Raw genomic sequence first — 15,228 nt, 5'->3', positions numbered from 1 at the left:
GGTGATGTGCGATGCAGTTAAAAGTTCAGACTGTAACACCGGTTTGTGTCAGTAGCGGAGAAACACTTTCTCCGGTGGTTGATTTTGTACTGGATGCTAAAAAGAATTGTTTGCATATGATAGATTACGAAAAACTTCAACGCTGGCTGGCGGAAAGTGGCGACCGGGAAGCGCTGGGCGAGCTAACCAGGATGGCTCTTGGTCAGTCGGGAAACATAGCTGACTTTTTCGAATCTCGTAAGCTTGATGCAGCTAACTTTGCCCGCGTATCCTGGAGTTGCAGCTCGGCAAAAGAATTGCAGGGGCATTCCCGCAACCTGAAGCTCTCGGTTCTCTCTGTAAAAGGTGCTTTTCTTCCCGGAAGCTCTGTAAAGGGTATGCTACGCACCGCTTTGATGTTTCACTATCTCCGGGATAAGGGTAGGGCAGCTCTCGATGAGATACTTGGTAATAAAAACAAGACTGAAAAGCAAGCCTACACTGGTGAAAATGTTTTCCGCAAGAGGAGCAACGCAGACGAGGGAAGACAGCCAGGAGCTGAAGGCGACGCTTTGCGGTTTTTGCAGGTCAGCGATTCTGATTTTTGCCCGCTTGAGAAATTACGGGTTTATCACCTGGGAAGACAAGGACGCGGAAACAGGCCCATACCTCTTTTTGCGGTGGCCATTCCTCCCGGGGTTGAGTTTAATTTTCAGGTGCGTATCGACCCCAATTTTGAAAAAGCGGATATTCCTGAATACTGGAAGGAGTTTTTTAAGAGAGAAAGAAGCCTTATTGAGGTGCTTAAAGAGTATACCTCGACACTCATAGAGCGGGAAATGCAGGTTCTGAGTATGCTTGGCAATTCTTATCAAGGTTTACTCGGTTTTTACAGGAAGCTGGCAAATTTCAACTTTCCCTTGTTCCGTTTGGGATTTGGAAAGACGTACTTTTTCAACTCCATCGGGATTTTGCTTAAGAATGATGAGATTTCTCACCTGATTAAGGATGCCAAGCGTTTTAAAAACGGCAAATTGGTTTTCCCGACCACCCGCTGGGTGATTCAAGACAAAGACCAGAAAGACAGGCCCTTAGGCTGGCTGGCGGTGAAGTCAGTCAATTACCAGTAAATACTACGAAAGAGGAGTGAAACCTTGAGAGCGAAATTAACCTTTACAGCTCGGGATGGAGAAGGCATTCTGCTGCCCCTTCACTATAACCACCTGCTTCAGCACCTGATTTATCACCTTTTACCCCCGGACTTTGCCGAAAACCTTCACGAAGAGGGCTTTCGCTATGGGAAGCGACGCTTCAAGTTGTTCACTTTTTCGAGAATTCTTCAGAAAGGGCATTTTCGGAAAGTTGATGGGCGCAGACGGTTATTCTTTCCTCATGGTTTTTCTTTTTGCTTTGCAACTCCCCGCTATGAGATACTGGAAAACCTGATTCGGGAAGCCTTACTTCGACGTTCAGCCGACCTTCTGGGTCAGGAAGTTTTTTTGTCGCGGGTCGAGGTGTGCCCGGAAGTGGAGCTGCGGGAAGTAATGTTTCTGCGCTTTCTTTCTCCGGTTACCGTTTACCGAACCACTCAGGCGGAAGGTAAAAGAAGAACTCACTTTTTCAGCCCCGCCGATTCTGAGTTTAATCAGTTGTTGCTTGAGAATGCCCGCAAAAAGTATTTCCTGGTAACCGGGAAGAGCGCGAATGGGTTAAAATTTGCCATTCATCCCTACCACTTTTCCCCGGAGCGCAACAAAGTGGTGGTGCTTTTCAAAGGAACGCCGATTGTGGGCTGGACCGGGGTTTTCAAGGTGGAGGGAGACCCGGAGCTTCTGGAAGTGGTCTATGAGACCGGGTTGGGCAACAAAAACTCAGCTGGATTTGGAATGTGGGAGGTGTGGGAAGATAAAAGAGAAGAGGAGCAAGCCGGAAAAGAGTAAAAGCAGGGACTACCGTAGCCTTTTCTCCCGGCGCTCTTTGCTTTTTCGACTTTACCGTATTACTCAGGAAATTCAACTTGGCAATTATCCCGGCATTTCGGATTTAGCATCCATTCTTGAAGTAAGCGAGCGTACCATTGACCGCTATATTGAGGCACTGCGGGACGATTTTGGAGCGCCCATTGCCTACGATAGGAAGCGCCGGGGTTATTACTTTGAATATCCCTGGTCTATGCCCTTTTCAGGACTCAGCGAGGGAGAGGCTCTGGCTCTGTTCATTTTTTTGAACGTTGCTGAACGCTTTAGAGGTACCCCCCTCGAAGAGGCATTCAACAGGTTGGGAGAAAGGTTGAGTCTGGCTCTTCCTGATAACCTGCAAATGAGCCGGGAAGAGTTTGATATGCTTCTTTCTCCTTTTTTGATGCCCCTTGCTATGCGGGTGGACGTAAGTGAGACTTTTAGTGCGATTTTCAGGGCTGTTACCGAGCGAAAAAGGGTTTTGATTCGCTACCATAGCCTCTCTTCAAGAGAAGTGAGCGAGCGGAAAGTTGACCCTTATCACCTCTACAATTTTGAAGGAGTGTGGTATTTCTGCGGTTTTTGCCATTTGCGGGATGAGGTTCGGGATTTTGCTTTGGACCGCATTGAGGAAGTAAAAGTGCTTGAAGAAAGCTTTGAACGCCCTCAGGACTTTTCGCCCCAGGAGTATTTCAACCGGGCTTTCCGTATGTACCGTGGGGACTTGGTAGAAGTGCGCGTTCGTTTTGACAGCTATCAGGCAGCCTGGATTAAAGAGCGCATCTGGCATCCCACCCAGAAGATAGAGGAGTTGCCCGATGGGGGAGTGGTTTTCACCGTTTGCGCCAATCCGGAAGAAATCAAGCGCTGGGTAATAGGCTATGGGGCTCACGCTGAAGTCCTGGAGCCCGAATATTTGCGGAAAGAAATCCAGGAAGAAATTGCAAAATTGCAAAAGATATATCACAGCGACAGAAAATGACCCTGTAAGGGTGTAAAATGAATTTGGAGAGAAAATTGTTAAAGTGAACGAGTTATTTCCTCGTAGATTACCGCGATGGTTCGGAGAAAGATTTGCATCTTTTATTCTCTAAGAAGGAGGTGATTTTTGAAAGAGCAACAGTCCGAAAATTTTTTCTTATAAAGTGCTTGCTTTAAAAGGGGGATTCGAGGAGGTGGGGAGATTTGCGTTTACGGGTTCAGTTTGCAATCGAGAGGGTTCCCCTTCTTTACCGCAACGCCTTTATGAGTTTCCTCAAGGAAGCTTTGAAGGCCACTCCATCTGGAAGTCATCGCTTTTTCCGTCTCTTTCATTTTGATCAAAAAAGAAGCAACAAAGCTCCCAAGCCTTTCTGCTTTGCGGTGCGTTTTGTCCATGACCTGAAAAGTTTTCAGGAGAATAAAGAGTGGTTTGTGCTTAAATCACCGTTGAGTTTATACTTCTCAACTGTTGATCCCAGCTTGCTGGTGGATTTTTATAACGGGGTAATTTCAAAGCAAATTTATCCCTTTGAAAAAGGCGAGTTTTCTATCCCGTATCCTGAAGTGGTTGTTCCCCTTCGGGAAAAACGAATTACGGGAAATACCGTTATGTTTCGCACTCTTTCTCCGGTTCTTATCGAGGACGCTCAGGGTAAGCCTTTGTTGCCTGATCGAGATGGGGAAAGATTTGCGAGAGAATTCAATTACTACGCAGATGCGCTGCTTTGGGGGATACGGGGAAATGGCCTTCGTGAGAAGCTGGTTTTTCAGCCCTTCAGGATTAAAAAGGAAGTCGTCAAGCATGCCATAAGGGAAAGAGAAGAGACTTCCCGAATTTATACCTTTACCTGCTTTAGCGGTCAGTTCGTTCTCAGGGGGAATCCTGCTGATCTTGAATATATTCAGGCGCTGGGTATAGGCAGACGACGTTCTCAGGGTTTCGGCATGCTGGAGGTGGTTTGGGTTGAGTGAAATTGTCCTTTATCCGAGTAACTGGTTGTATAACGCTGGAGTGGTGGGATTTTTGCATTCCCTGCAGGAAGTAGAGAAAATCCAGGTAGAAGGATTTTTAAAAGAAGATGGAACAGTAGTTTTGCCTGCAAACCTTTTTGCACAACTTAATTGGGATTTGAGATATTTTTCGGAAACGAGACTTGCAGCAATCACAGGACAGGCGAAAATTTACAGAAATTACTGGCAGCCCTCCTGGGATAAAAGTGCTTTTGGAGCCTATGTTGCTGCCCTTGAAAACCTTCGGGAATCGTCTTTGCACTCTTGCAGCGTATGTGGGAGGAATTTTGAAATTCCTGAACCTCATTTGCAGGCACTGGTACAAAGGTTTTCATTTCTGAAAACTTTCTTATCTGGGGTAAGCACCTTCGATGTTCGCCTTAATATGATGCTAGCCCCTTCTATAGGAGAATTTCCAAATAGCTTGTGGAACTTGAGGAGTGGTAGCTGCGTTTGCCCTCTTTGCTCCTTTTTGCTTGTTCATCAACACCTATCATTTTTGGAGCTTATCGATTCGGATGGTAAGGCCAGTACCTCGGTTTTTGTAAACGCTCCTTCTTTTAAGGTGATGTGGTATCTTAACCGTCTGGTCAAGGAGGTTTACAGCAGAGAGAAAATCTCTTTTGTCCGGGAGCTTTTGGGTGTGAGCCTCATAGAGTTTGCGATGCGCGTCAATGCCCAACTTGGAATGTGGACCAAAATGAACATAGAGGTGGTGAGCTGGAAGAGGGATGGCACGATCGATTTTTACGTCCTTCCTTATCAGGTAGCTGACCTTCTCCTTGATTGGCGAGTGGCATCGCTCCTTTCAGATATTGGTGAATTTTCGGTTTTGAAGATGGTGCTTGAGGAGCGTTTTTATGAAATCGTAGAACTTGGAGAAAAGATTATGGCCATCGGTATAAAAAGGAAAAACGAGTGGGGAAAACAGGAAAAGGCATACATCAATCAGCATCTTCGCCTTTCCCGTAACAAGGATCGACCGGATAACTTGGTTAATTTTGCTTCCAGGCTTTTTTCTCTCTATGCCCTTATTCAGGAAAAACAGGGGGTGAAGGGTAATGAGCGATAGAGAGCAGTTGTTTTCAGAACTTGAGAGAGTGTGGGAAGAAATTCTTAAATCACTATCCATGGCGGGAGCAGGGGCGGAAGAATTCAGTAGGGTTGTGAACTTGCTTTCTGATTTCAGCTTGCAGTTGCAGGACGCTTTGGAGTATGCGCTAAAGAATGCCGATGCTTCTCAAAGGGTAGCGCTTGAGAGGCTCTACAATGCTTTAACCAGGGAAAGCGCAAAGGCACTTTGCGATAAGCTTCACAGGTATGGCTTCGGCTTGCGGGGTACTGAAGTCCATGGACGGATTTACGATTCTGAGAAAAAATCGCCTAAGGGTCTGGCTTATCGGATTCTTGAGCTGACCAGAATGGGTAAAAGAGATGAAGTTTTCTTTTCGCTGCTCAATGTTTTTCAGGGACATCCGATTAATCCGGACTTGGCCAAAGTTTTCAATCCCGCTTATTCAGATGACCTTTTCAAGGTGTTCATATATTCTTTTCTGAGTGGTCTTTTAGGAGAAGGCTATAGACAGAGTGAGGAGGGATGAAAAAATGAAAAACATTACCATTACCGTTATTTATGAAGCGCAGGCCTTGAATCGTGATGAGAAGCTGGGAGGTAATATTCTCTCTATCAAAAAGCTGACTCGGGGAAAGGAAACTTTGAGTTTTATTGGTAAACCTGCTCTGCGTCACTATCTCTTTTCGGCTCTTCAGAGGGCTTATCCCAGCGACTGGTGCCCAGCTCCGGTTACCGGGCAGGGGGAGGTGGTGCAGTTTGACATTCTCCAGGCTGATATTCTGACCTATGCCGAGCTCGACGCTTTTGGCTATATGTACACGATAGGTGAGCAGGCTTCAATCACTCGTCGGGCTCCAGTGGGAATAACCAAAGCTTTGTCCTTTTCCCCTTATCAGGGAGACATGGCGTTTTATGCTAACCATGACCTGGTAAACCGGGGAATAAAGAATGGTCTTTCAGTAACACCTAATCCCTATAACAAAGAGGAACATTGCAGTTTTTACAAAGCGAGTTTCACCATAGATACTCAGATTTTGGGCCAAGACGTGTGGATTGTTAGTGGGGTGAGTTTTCAAAATGGTACTTTGACTCTCACTTTATCAGGTGGGAACAAAAAAAGTATCACGAAAGAAATAACCCCCGTTAAAGAGCGGGAAGATACTGAGGGCTGCTATGAGTGCTTAAACGGTGAAGGCGAAAAGGTGGGCGAGATTAGGGTTCAAAAATTGAGTTCAGGCAAATGGGAAGTAACCTTTCTGCTGGAACCAGATATAAAGCAAAAAAGGATAGAGCAGCTTCTCGAGACCATAAAGAATGGACTTTATGCCCAATCGAGCAACGAGCTTAACACCTTGATCCCAATTTTCTTGGTTGCTTCCGGGGTAAAAGTTCCTTCTCCAGTCTTTCACTCTTATCTTGTGTTGGGTTCGGATGAGGACAGAGAAGGGTCTGATTTTCAAGTTTCTGGACTTCTTGATGGACTGAGTAATTCCTGGGTGGAAGGCCCTGTCTTTGTCTTTGAGAGCAAGAGGGTCAGATGGGACAGAAGAGAAAAGGAAGAAGCCTCGAAAAAGTGGAACGCCCGGCTTAAGGCGGAGTGGAATGACTTTAAAAAAGAACTCTTTAGCTTTGGTGATACAAGAGAGGGGGAAGCGGAATCGTGAAGGGTGAACCTGTTAAAGCTTTGCGAGTGGTCCTTTATCAACCTCACGCTCACTACCGACTTCCCTTTACTTATCGCAGGAGGCACAGTTATCCTATTCCCCCTTATTCCACGGTGCGTGGTTTTCTGTGCAATGTTTTGAACATTCGAGGTCATACTCTTGGGAGAGATCCCGAGGCAAACGAGGATTTTCAAAGACTCAAAGCGGCCAAAATAGGAATTGCTGGGCGGTTTGAGACCAAAACCACCGAATATATGTGGTTTCGCAATTTGGGCAAAAAGCAGCACATTAGCCGTTTTGGTTCTGCAGAGGGACGCACAATGTGGGGGGTGGGAGAGCACCCCGGGGGCCAATTGCCAGTCTGGGTTGATGTGCTCAATGAAGTCAGGATTGTTGTGTATCTTGTGCACGAAGACTATGCTTTTTTGGAGCGCCTTTGCGAGAAGATTCAAAACCCTTCAGAGCGTTTTTATCCTCTCTATCTTGGACGCTCTGAAGACTGGGTAGTTGTGGAGGATGTAAACAAAGATGTTTCACTTGAGTTTAAGGCAAAGGATGCTGATTTTGAGCACTTTTTTTGGGTGCCCGAGAAATTGTTTCTGCCGCCTGGTGGTAGTTTTGACTTCACTCAGGTAGAGGGGATTTTTTACCGGGTACCCTTCTTCTGGGAATTGCGAGAGGGGAGTCGGGACTTTCGGTATGTTCTTGCCAAGCTCAGCGATGGTCGCATCAAGAATATCAGCTTTTTGTTTGACAGCTCTTTTGGCCGAAAGGGTCTCCCGGTGTTTTTGCTAAATCCGGGTGTGTGAGGAGAGATTGCAATGAATATGGTGCTTGCTAAATCCAATCAGGTACGTTTGAGAGACCATATTCAGGATTTAAATATGGTGTTTGAGAGCTTCAGGGAGAAGCTTGCAGAAAGCGCCTTCTGGGCTGAAATTGAGCAAACCTTGCGCCTTGCGATTTTGTGCCATGACCTTGGAAAGGTTTTACCTTCTTTTCAGCTTAAGGTCTTGGGGAATGAGGGGTATCAGCCGTTCGATATTCATTTTAACATTCCACACTCTCTGGCTTCGCTATTTTTTGTTGACCCGACGTTTTTGGAAAAAGAAGTTGGAAGGGAAAGAGCAGATTTTCTTTTGACCACAGTGGCTTTTCACCACTTCCGAGAGAATTTCTTTGAGTATCTGGGAGGAAGAAACGACCAGCTGGTTGCCTTTTGTAAAAAATTGCTACAGGATGAAGAGTGGCGAGAAGGTCTTTTGCAGAATCTCAAGCAGGAGATGGAGGGAATAACAACCCTTGCAGAGCATCCCGGGCTTTTAAGCTTTAACCGCAAGCTGGCAGAGGCTCTGGCAAATGGCCTGACATTGCTCGATTTTGTATTCCTTCCTTATCGTGCTGAGGGCTTACCAGCGAGGTTGGGGTTTAAGGGGGAACGGGAGCGCTTTTTTGTGCTTTTGAGCGGTTTTCTCCAGCGCTGCGATCATTTTGCCTCTTTTTGTGAAGAAGAAGGGCGATTTTTTAATCCTGAAGAAAAAGGCTTGACCGGTGAAGAGGTGTGGAATAAGCTGACCAGTTCTCTAAGAGAAAAAGCCGGGGTTAGCAAGCTGTGGCAGGAAGAGATATTGGAAGGGAAACGTGAGCAGAACTTTATCCTGATTGCTCCGACAGGTTGTGGAAAGACTGAATTTGCTTTTCTGTGGGCGGGAGGTAGTAAGCTTTTTTATACCTTACCCCTGCGCGCTGCCGTTAACCAGATGTACAGAAGAGGCAAGATGCTGTGGGGCGATAGCTTAGGATTGCTTCACTCCGATGCCGACCTGGTTTTTCTGGAGGAAGCATTAGGAAAAACCGGTTCTGAGTACGAGGATAACTACACCGCTTATCACTTGTCTCGGCAGCTGGCCTTTCCAGCCTGTATATCTACTGGTGACCAGTTTTTCCCTTATGCTTTGCGTCCGCCTGGATACGAAAAAATTTATGCCACTTTCTCTTACGCGCGTCTGGTCATTGATGAAGTGCAGGCTTATTCACCGGAGGCTGCTGCTATAGTTGTGAAATTCACCGAGGATTTGACAAAGATGGGTGGTAAATTTCTCCTCATGACTGCTACACTTCCAGAGTTTGTAAAAAGAGAAATCATGCAGCGCACTGGTGTTCCAGAAGCTTCTTTCATCAACTTATATGAGAAAGAACGAGCCAGGTTTGAACGTATTAGGAAGCACCGGGTTAAGGCTTTTAGGGCTGAAAACCCTTCTTTTCTTACGGAAAGAATTCTTGAAGAAGCAAGGCGCGACGGTGGACAACGAGTGCTGGTGGTTGTAAACACCGTTCCCAGAGCCCAGGAGCTTTATAAAGAACTGCGCAACTTAAAGAGTCAGGATATAGAGCTTTTGCTTCTTCATTCGCGTTTTACCGTTTCGGATCGCCAGAGCCTGGAGGAGGAAGTAGAGAGGAGTTTCAGGAATCCCAAGGAGGTTCCCGATGGTGCTAAAATACTTGTTGCCACTCAGGTGGTAGAGGCTTCTCTTGATATGGATGCCGATATTCTGTTTACAGAGCTTGCTCCTTTGGACTCTCTGGTGCAGAGGATGGGCAGGGTTTTGAGACGCATCGGCCCTCAGTTTGATAGCCCTGGAGAAGGGGTATATCGCGCTCCAAGCGGGAAAGAATACAGGATTACTTTAAATGTGCCCAACGTATACCTTTTTTCCACAGAAGAAACCATCAAAAGTTCTCCCTACCCCTGGGAATTGCTTGCAGGTAGCATCCTTATTTTCAACGGGCTCTTTGCGGGTAAAAGTGAAGAGGAAATCAAAGAAGAGATTGTAAACGCTGTGAACGAGCAAGGTAAAAATTCTCTGGAAATTGAAGAGGGTGAAATTTTGCTCTCTGAGTACGATAAATATCGCCTGGTTTGGTTTTTCTATCAGGCAATGGAAGAAACAAATACAGAGTACATTAAGACCTTCTTTAATACGCTTTCGATTTTGGATGCTGGATATGTATCTTCAAGAAAAAGCGAGGCACAAAAGGTTTTCAGGAGAATTACCGACGTATCAGTTGTGCCAGAGAATCTCCTACAGGCTTTTTATAGGGATGTTGTTGCTTTCGTAAGTGATGACCTTTGTGAAGAAAGGAAAAGCTTTGCGGCCTTTAAGAGGGATATCCTGTCGAAATACGTGGTTTCCGTTTCCTGGGCGGTGGCTAAGGAAGCGGTGACGAAGGGTGCTAAAGCTTTTCACAGGCTTTTCAACTTGGCTTCAAGCTACGAACAGGAACTTTTCGGTAAGTATCCTCTCCAGAGCTGGCTGGACAATGTTTTTGTTGTTCCTGGCGATTATAGCGATTTGGGTTTCACAAAAGTGAAAGCAAAGGAGCAGAAAGCAATGGCGGATGATGGAAACATCCTTTGATTCTCTACGCATTACTGGCGTTAAAATAAACTACTTTTTTATTTGCAAGCGAAAACTCTGGCTGTTTGACCGTGGTATACAGATGGAACAGGAGTCGGAGCGGGTTTTGCTGGGAAAACTCCTTGATGAGTACAGTTATCCCAGAAAGAAACGCCGGAGAGTCACCATTGATGACCTTATAGCTATCGACCTGGTTGAGGGGGATACTGTAAGGGAAGTCAAATACAGTAAGGTTTTCGAAAAAGCAAGCATCATGCAGATTGGGTACTATCTTTTTTATTTAAAGGGCCTGGGTATTAACAAAAAAGGCATCATTTCCTATCCGAGGCTACGAAAGAGTAAGGAAGTGGTTCTTACCGATGAAATGATAAGCGAACTCAAAGAGGCTATGAAGGGTATCGAAGAGGTTTTGACAATGCCCTCTCCACCGGTTGCGGAGAAAAAGCCCTATTGTAGGAAGTGTGCTTATTTCGAGTTTTGCTTTGGATGAACCCATGCAGTCTTATTACCTTTTATGTAGTGGTACTCTGAAGAGGAACGAAAACACTCTTTTGGTTGAAAAGAGCGATGGGGAAAAGAAAGTGATTCCCATCGAGAATATTGATTCTATCCATGTTTTTGGCCAGATGAACTTTAATAAAGAACTTCTAGTGTTTCTGGCCCGGGAAGGTAAGCCCCTGCATATTTATAATTATTACGGTAACTATAGTGGCACCTTTTTGCCCAGAGACAAAAATGTTTCCGGAGAGCTTCTGGTGCGCCAGGTTGAACATTATCTTGACCCCCAAAAACGCTTCTTTTTGGCCCTGGCGTTTGTTGAGGGGGCCATGTTTCACGCCAAGCGTAATCTTCGAGAGTATTCCGGGACTGAACCTTTCATTCAAAAAATTGAGGAAGAGCTTGATAAGGCTTACTCTGCAACTTCTATTGCCGAACTGATGGGTTGTGAAGGTAGAGCTAAGGAGATTTATTATCAGGCTTTTAATCTCTTTTTAAAAGAGGAATTTTATTTTGAGAAAAGAGAAAAACGTCCACCCTCCAACCCGGTAAATGCGCTTATCTCATTTGGTAATTCACTCATTTATACCACCATTCTTTCTGAGTGTTATCGGACCCAGCTTAATCCTACCATAAGCTATCTCCATGAACCACGAGAAAGGCGTTTTTCTTTGTGTCTCGACCTTGCCGAAATATTTAAACCTTTAATCGCTGACCCACTGGTTTTTCGCTTGATTAATACCGGTTTGATTACCAAGGATGACTTTGACCAAGACCTCAATGGTTGCTACTTGAACGACAGGGGGAAGGAAAAGTTTCTTAAGGCTTTTGACCAGAAGCTTAAAACTACCATTAAACACCGCCGCCTTAAAAGAAAGGTTTCCTACCGTACTATTTTGAGGCTTGAGTGTTACAAACTTATCCGGCATCTTTTGGGAGATGAAGTATACGCTCCTTTCAAGGCGTGGTGGTGATGGCTTACTGCATTGTGACTTATGACATTGGAGAAGAGCGGGTTAATCGGGTTAGGAAAGTGCTTAAGCGCTATCTTAACTGGGTTCAGAATTCGGTTTTTGAGGGGGAAATTAGTGAGGGAAAGCTTGAGAAATGTTTGCAAGAACTAAAGAGTGTTATCAACGCAGATTCTGATTCGGTTTATGTGTATTGTTTCGAGATCAGGGAGTATTGTAGGAAACGGGTTGTTGGTTGCGAAAAGGAGAACACTTTTAACCTTATTTAATATTTTTGGTTACTGCATCGGGGGGCCTTACTTGTCCAGGTGTTTAAAACGAGTTTCTTATAAAGGATTGAGTGCATTTTTGGGATGTAGCGTCAAACACTACTCCAGCTTCGATGCAAAAATATCGCTTTCAGCTTCCATTTTTATTCTTTTTGCGAGGTTGTGCAGCTCTTGTGAGTTGCACAACATAAGTCTATTTTCTTTTTTAGAGAATGACTGGGTTTTATCTGAACTATGTGGGATTTAAACGGCTCAAGTAGCCTCTTTAGCTCATTGATAAGGTCGGTTTTATCTGAACTATGTGGGATTTAAACGCATCGTATTCATCATAGACAATCAAAATATCACCATAGTTTTATCTGAACTATGTGGGATTTAAACTATCCTATCACCAAGCCACTTAAGCGCATCAGTTACTGTTTTATCTGAACTATGTGGGATTTAAACGGACCGATATAAAAAAAGGCTGGGCGTTCAAGCCCAGTTTTATCTGAACTATGTGGGATTTAAACGGACAAGGCGCTTTTGATATTCATCGGTAACAACAAGAGTTTTATCTGAACTATGTGGGATTTAAACAGCAGAAAGGCAAGTGTAGGTATATGTTTCACCGTGTTTTATCTGAACTATGTGGGATTTAAACGCGCAGATTTTAAGCTTTTTCCTCTTGACCATATCAGTTTTATCTGAACTATGTGGGATTTAAACGCAACATTCCAGCGCCCATCAACACTACCGAAATAAGTTTTATCTGAACTATGTGGGATTTAAACGCAGGAGTATCGCAAATATAGCGCAAGCGAGACCAAAGTTTTATCTGAACTATGTGGGATTTAAACACGAGGGATAGACAAAACGCCAGCAGAGCTGGCGGGTTTTATCTGAACTATGTGGGATTTAAACAAGTCTTTGCGGTTTCAGCCGCACCAGCGAGACCAGTTTTATCTGAACTATGTGGGATTTAAACTAATATCCCCACCAATCCATCGGAAAGCCGCCACATCGTTTTATCTGAACTATGTGGGATTTAAACGACGTTCCTGATTGGGTCCTGGATATGCACACCAAAGTTTTATCTGAACTATGTGGGATTTAAACATCCCTTCTGGCATAACGGTGTCGTCGAGTTTCCCAGTTTTATCTGAACTATGTGGGATTTAAACTTGTTAAAATATTTACCAAAGAAAAAAATGACTATTTGTTTTATCTGAACTATGTGGGATTTAAACGCTTATAGAGCACAGAAAATCTTGTCTCTTGTTCCAAGTTTTATCTGAACTATGTGGGATTTAAACTTTTTGGTATTTGTCTTTTGTAATGCCGAGTTTAGCGTTTTATCTGAACTATGTGGGATTTAAACTAATCATTAGCACAATAACTCCACGTGTGCTTGAGAGTTTTATCTGAACTATGTGGGATTTAAACATTTCGAAAAGCCTCTTATCAGATATTCAACCGTATGTTTTATCTGAACTATGTGGGATTTAAACTATTATAGGAGCGGTCACCAAGCTATGCCGCTTCTGGGTTTTATCTGAACTATGTGGGATTTAAACGAGCTTTCCGATATGCATATTCATTATAGGGCGCTGGTTTTATCTGAACTATGTGGGATTTAAACACTGCTCTTGTAGAGGTTATTTTCGGTGATGACGCATATGTTTTATCTGAACTATGTGGGATTTAAACTTACATTGTCGGGAATGAATTTATCAGAAAGGTAATGTTTTATCTGAACTATGTGGGATTTAAACCCGCTACCGCCGTCAAGGTTTACATCAAGAAGGGGGGGTTTTATCTGAACTATGTGGGATTTAAACTACTGATTGTTGCAGGAAGCGGTTTGGTCGGCCTCAGTTTTATCTGAACTATGTGGGATTTAAACTCACCAAGCAAGTTGCCCCTTTTCACTTCACGCCCAGTTTTATCTGAACTATGTGGGATTTAAACGCTGGTAAGAAGGCGCTTATTGCTCGTTCTAAAGGGGTTTTATCTGAACTATGTGGGATTTAAACGAAAGCGCCTCCTGGACCTTTTCGTCTTCAAGTATCGTTTTATCTGAACTATGTGGGATTTAAACGCTGACTTGGCGGGGATGGTTGCGGGTAATACTTATGTTTTATCTGAACTATGTGGGATTTAAACTATAATAACGTTACGGTTAATATTGCTCGCTATGTTTGTTTTATCTGAACTATGTGGGATTTAAACTTGTCATTCCTGCCTTTTCACGAAATTCCACTATCGTTTTATCTGAACTATGTGGGATTTAAACTTACGTATCTTTAGATAAGCCTTTTCCATAAAAAACAGTTTTATCTGAACTATGTGGGATTTAAACTGTGGACAATTGATAAGGTTATTACTATTGTGATGAGGTTTTATCTGAACTATGTGGGATTTAAACAAACAACGCCGTCCAGACCTTGCCCCACTGCCTTATGTTTTATCTGAACTATGTGGGATTTAAACCAAGCTGTTGATAACGGTGTTCCTATATCTACTCCAGGTTTTATCTGAACTATGTGGGATTTAAACCGCATCGAACGCCTAAACTCTGATATCATGTACCTTGTTTTATCTGAACTATGTGGGATTTAAACGTTATTCTCTTTGCTCATAATTATGCTGCGCTTCCGGGTTTTATCTGAACTATGTGGGATTTAAACTACACATAGAAGCGGAACGGGCACAAAAACAGCAGAGTTTTATCTGAACTATGTGGGATTTAAACTTTCTTCTTTTCTTCTTCGGTTTTCAGGTATTTTGCTAGTTTTATCTGAACTATGTGGGATTTAAACTCCCTTTTATTACAAAAACAAATGCTTTCGCATATTGTTTTATCTGAACTATGTGGGATTTAAACCGTCCCCAGCTCCAGAAACGACCCCGTCATCAACAAGTTTTATCTGAACTATGTGGGATTTAAACCACGCATCGGCACTGCGGATGCACAGGAATAATCCCAGTTTTATCTGAACTATGTGGGATTTAAACGGTTGCTTGCCCGGGAGCAACACGACATCCACATTCGTTTTATCTGAACTATGTGGGATTTAAACTAATACCAGACGCCCCTACGATATAATACAAATTCGAGTTTTATCTGAACTATGTGGGATTTAAACGTGACTGTGCGTGAGGTAGAAGTAGAAGTAGAGAACGGTTTTATCTGAACTATGTGGGATTTAAACTCATTCTCCACTCACCTCCGGCTTTACAATCGTTATCTGTTTTATCTGAACTATGTGGGATTTAAACTATCGATTGGCGGCAGAGAAATGAGGCTCTACAAAGGTTTTATCTGAACTATGTGGGATTTAAACCTGAAGGCTACGGTAAGTTTGAGGGAATATGAGGGGAAGGTTTTATCTGAACTATGTGGGATTTAAACATCACTTCA

Annotated in this window: 12 protein-coding genes and 1 CRISPR repeat array (1 of these 13 running past the window's edge); all 12 genes read left to right on the top strand. The window is 43.8% G+C overall.

What is annotated here, in order from left to right; genetic code table 11:
* The first annotated feature begins 11 nt into the window (after positions 1 to 11).
* The 12 genes from csm5 to cas2 all read left to right on the top strand — a co-directional run bounded on the left by csm5 (position 12) and on the right by cas2 (position 11,825).
* Positions 12 to 1,109: a type III-A CRISPR-associated RAMP protein Csm5 gene (gene csm5 / locus QBE54_RS07915; RefSeq protein ID WP_369017656.1), complete on the top strand. Its 1,098-nt coding sequence runs from the start codon at positions 12 to 14 to the stop codon at positions 1,107 to 1,109.
* A 24-nt stretch (positions 1,110 to 1,133) separates the two neighbouring features.
* The gene (gene cas6, locus QBE54_RS07910) at positions 1,134 to 1,919 is read left to right on the top strand and encodes a CRISPR-associated endoribonuclease Cas6 (RefSeq protein WP_369017655.1); all 786 of its coding nucleotides are present in this window, start codon (positions 1,134 to 1,136) and stop codon (positions 1,917 to 1,919) included.
* A 37-nt stretch (positions 1,920 to 1,956) separates the two neighbouring features.
* Positions 1,957 to 2,919, top strand: coding sequence for a helix-turn-helix transcriptional regulator (locus tag QBE54_RS07905; protein ID WP_369017654.1), 963 nt, complete (start codon positions 1,957 to 1,959; stop codon positions 2,917 to 2,919).
* Positions 2,920 to 3,122: 203 nt separating this feature from the next.
* Positions 3,123 to 3,890: a CRISPR-associated endoribonuclease Cas6 gene (gene cas6 / locus QBE54_RS07900; RefSeq protein ID WP_369017653.1), complete on the top strand. Its 768-nt coding sequence runs from the start codon at positions 3,123 to 3,125 to the stop codon at positions 3,888 to 3,890.
* Positions 3,883 to 5,001: a hypothetical protein gene (locus QBE54_RS07895; protein WP_369017652.1), complete on the top strand. Its 1,119-nt coding sequence runs from the start codon at positions 3,883 to 3,885 to the stop codon at positions 4,999 to 5,001. The genes cas6 (QBE54_RS07900) and QBE54_RS07895 overlap by 8 nt, the downstream gene beginning before the upstream one ends.
* Positions 4,991 to 5,530 (top strand): hypothetical protein, encoded by a 540-nt coding sequence (locus QBE54_RS07890; protein WP_369017651.1) that lies wholly within the window; start codon positions 4,991 to 4,993, stop codon positions 5,528 to 5,530. The genes QBE54_RS07895 and QBE54_RS07890 overlap by 11 nt, the downstream gene beginning before the upstream one ends.
* Positions 5,531 to 5,534: 4 nt before the next feature.
* Positions 5,535 to 6,668, top strand: coding sequence for a type I-B CRISPR-associated protein Cas7/Cst2/DevR (gene cas7i, locus QBE54_RS07885; RefSeq protein ID WP_369017650.1), 1,134 nt, complete (start codon positions 5,535 to 5,537; stop codon positions 6,666 to 6,668).
* Positions 6,665 to 7,477, top strand: a complete 813-nt coding sequence (gene cas5b / locus QBE54_RS07880; protein ID WP_369017649.1) for a type I-B CRISPR-associated protein Cas5b — start codon at positions 6,665 to 6,667, stop codon at positions 7,475 to 7,477. The genes cas7i and cas5b overlap by 4 nt, the downstream gene beginning before the upstream one ends.
* A 12-nt stretch (positions 7,478 to 7,489) precedes the next feature.
* Positions 7,490 to 10,087 carry a CRISPR-associated helicase Cas3' gene (gene cas3, locus QBE54_RS07875; RefSeq protein ID WP_369017648.1) on the top strand — a complete coding sequence of 866 codons (2,598 nt, stop codon included), beginning with the start codon at positions 7,490 to 7,492 and terminating at the stop codon, positions 10,085 to 10,087.
* Complete coding sequence (gene cas4 / locus QBE54_RS07870) at positions 10,068 to 10,577, top strand: CRISPR-associated protein Cas4 (protein WP_369017647.1); 510 nt, start codon at positions 10,068 to 10,070, stop codon at positions 10,575 to 10,577. The genes cas3 and cas4 overlap by 20 nt, the downstream gene beginning before the upstream one ends.
* Before the next feature lie 4 nt (positions 10,578 to 10,581).
* Positions 10,582 to 11,559, top strand: a complete 978-nt coding sequence (gene cas1b, locus QBE54_RS07865; protein WP_369019418.1) for a type I-B CRISPR-associated endonuclease Cas1b — start codon at positions 10,582 to 10,584, stop codon at positions 11,557 to 11,559.
* Positions 11,559 to 11,825, top strand: a complete 267-nt coding sequence (gene cas2, locus QBE54_RS07860; RefSeq protein WP_369017646.1) for a CRISPR-associated endonuclease Cas2 — start codon at positions 11,559 to 11,561, stop codon at positions 11,823 to 11,825. Before cas1b ends, cas2 begins: the two co-directional genes overlap by 1 nt.
* A gap of 220 nt (positions 11,826 to 12,045) precedes the next feature.
* Positions 12,046 to 15,228: a CRISPR direct-repeat array (repeat unit 29 nt; unit sequence GTTTTATCTGAACTATGTGGGATTTAAAC) (it continues 2,876 nt past the right edge of the window).

Origin of the sequence: Thermatribacter velox (assembly GCF_038396615.1) — a bacterium.
GTDB classification, from domain to species: Bacteria; Atribacterota; Atribacteria; order Atribacterales; family Thermatribacteraceae; genus Thermatribacter; species Thermatribacter velox.
Note: the sequence above shows the minus strand (reverse complement) of the source record. Positions and strands in the feature narration are given on the sequence as shown.

What these genes read in the sequence shown, in the direction of transcription:
- csm5 (WP_369017656.1), top strand. Translation starts at nt 12, where the DNA reads ATGCAGTTAAAAGTTCAGACTGTAACACCGGTTTGTGTCAGTAGCGGA.
- QBE54_RS07890 (WP_369017651.1), top strand. Translation starts at nt 4,991, where the DNA reads ATGAGCGATAGAGAGCAGTTGTTTTCAGAACTTGAGAGAGTGTGGGAA.
- cas7i (WP_369017650.1), top strand. Translation starts at nt 5,535, where the DNA reads ATGAAAAACATTACCATTACCGTTATTTATGAAGCGCAGGCCTTGAAT.
- cas3 (WP_369017648.1), top strand. Translation starts at nt 7,490, where the DNA reads ATGAATATGGTGCTTGCTAAATCCAATCAGGTACGTTTGAGAGACCAT.
- cas4 (WP_369017647.1), top strand. Translation starts at nt 10,068, where the DNA reads ATGATGGAAACATCCTTTGATTCTCTACGCATTACTGGCGTTAAAATA.
- cas1b (WP_369019418.1), top strand. Translation starts at nt 10,582, where the DNA reads ATGCAGTCTTATTACCTTTTATGTAGTGGTACTCTGAAGAGGAACGAA.
- cas2 (WP_369017646.1), top strand. Translation starts at nt 11,559, where the DNA reads ATGGCTTACTGCATTGTGACTTATGACATTGGAGAAGAGCGGGTTAAT.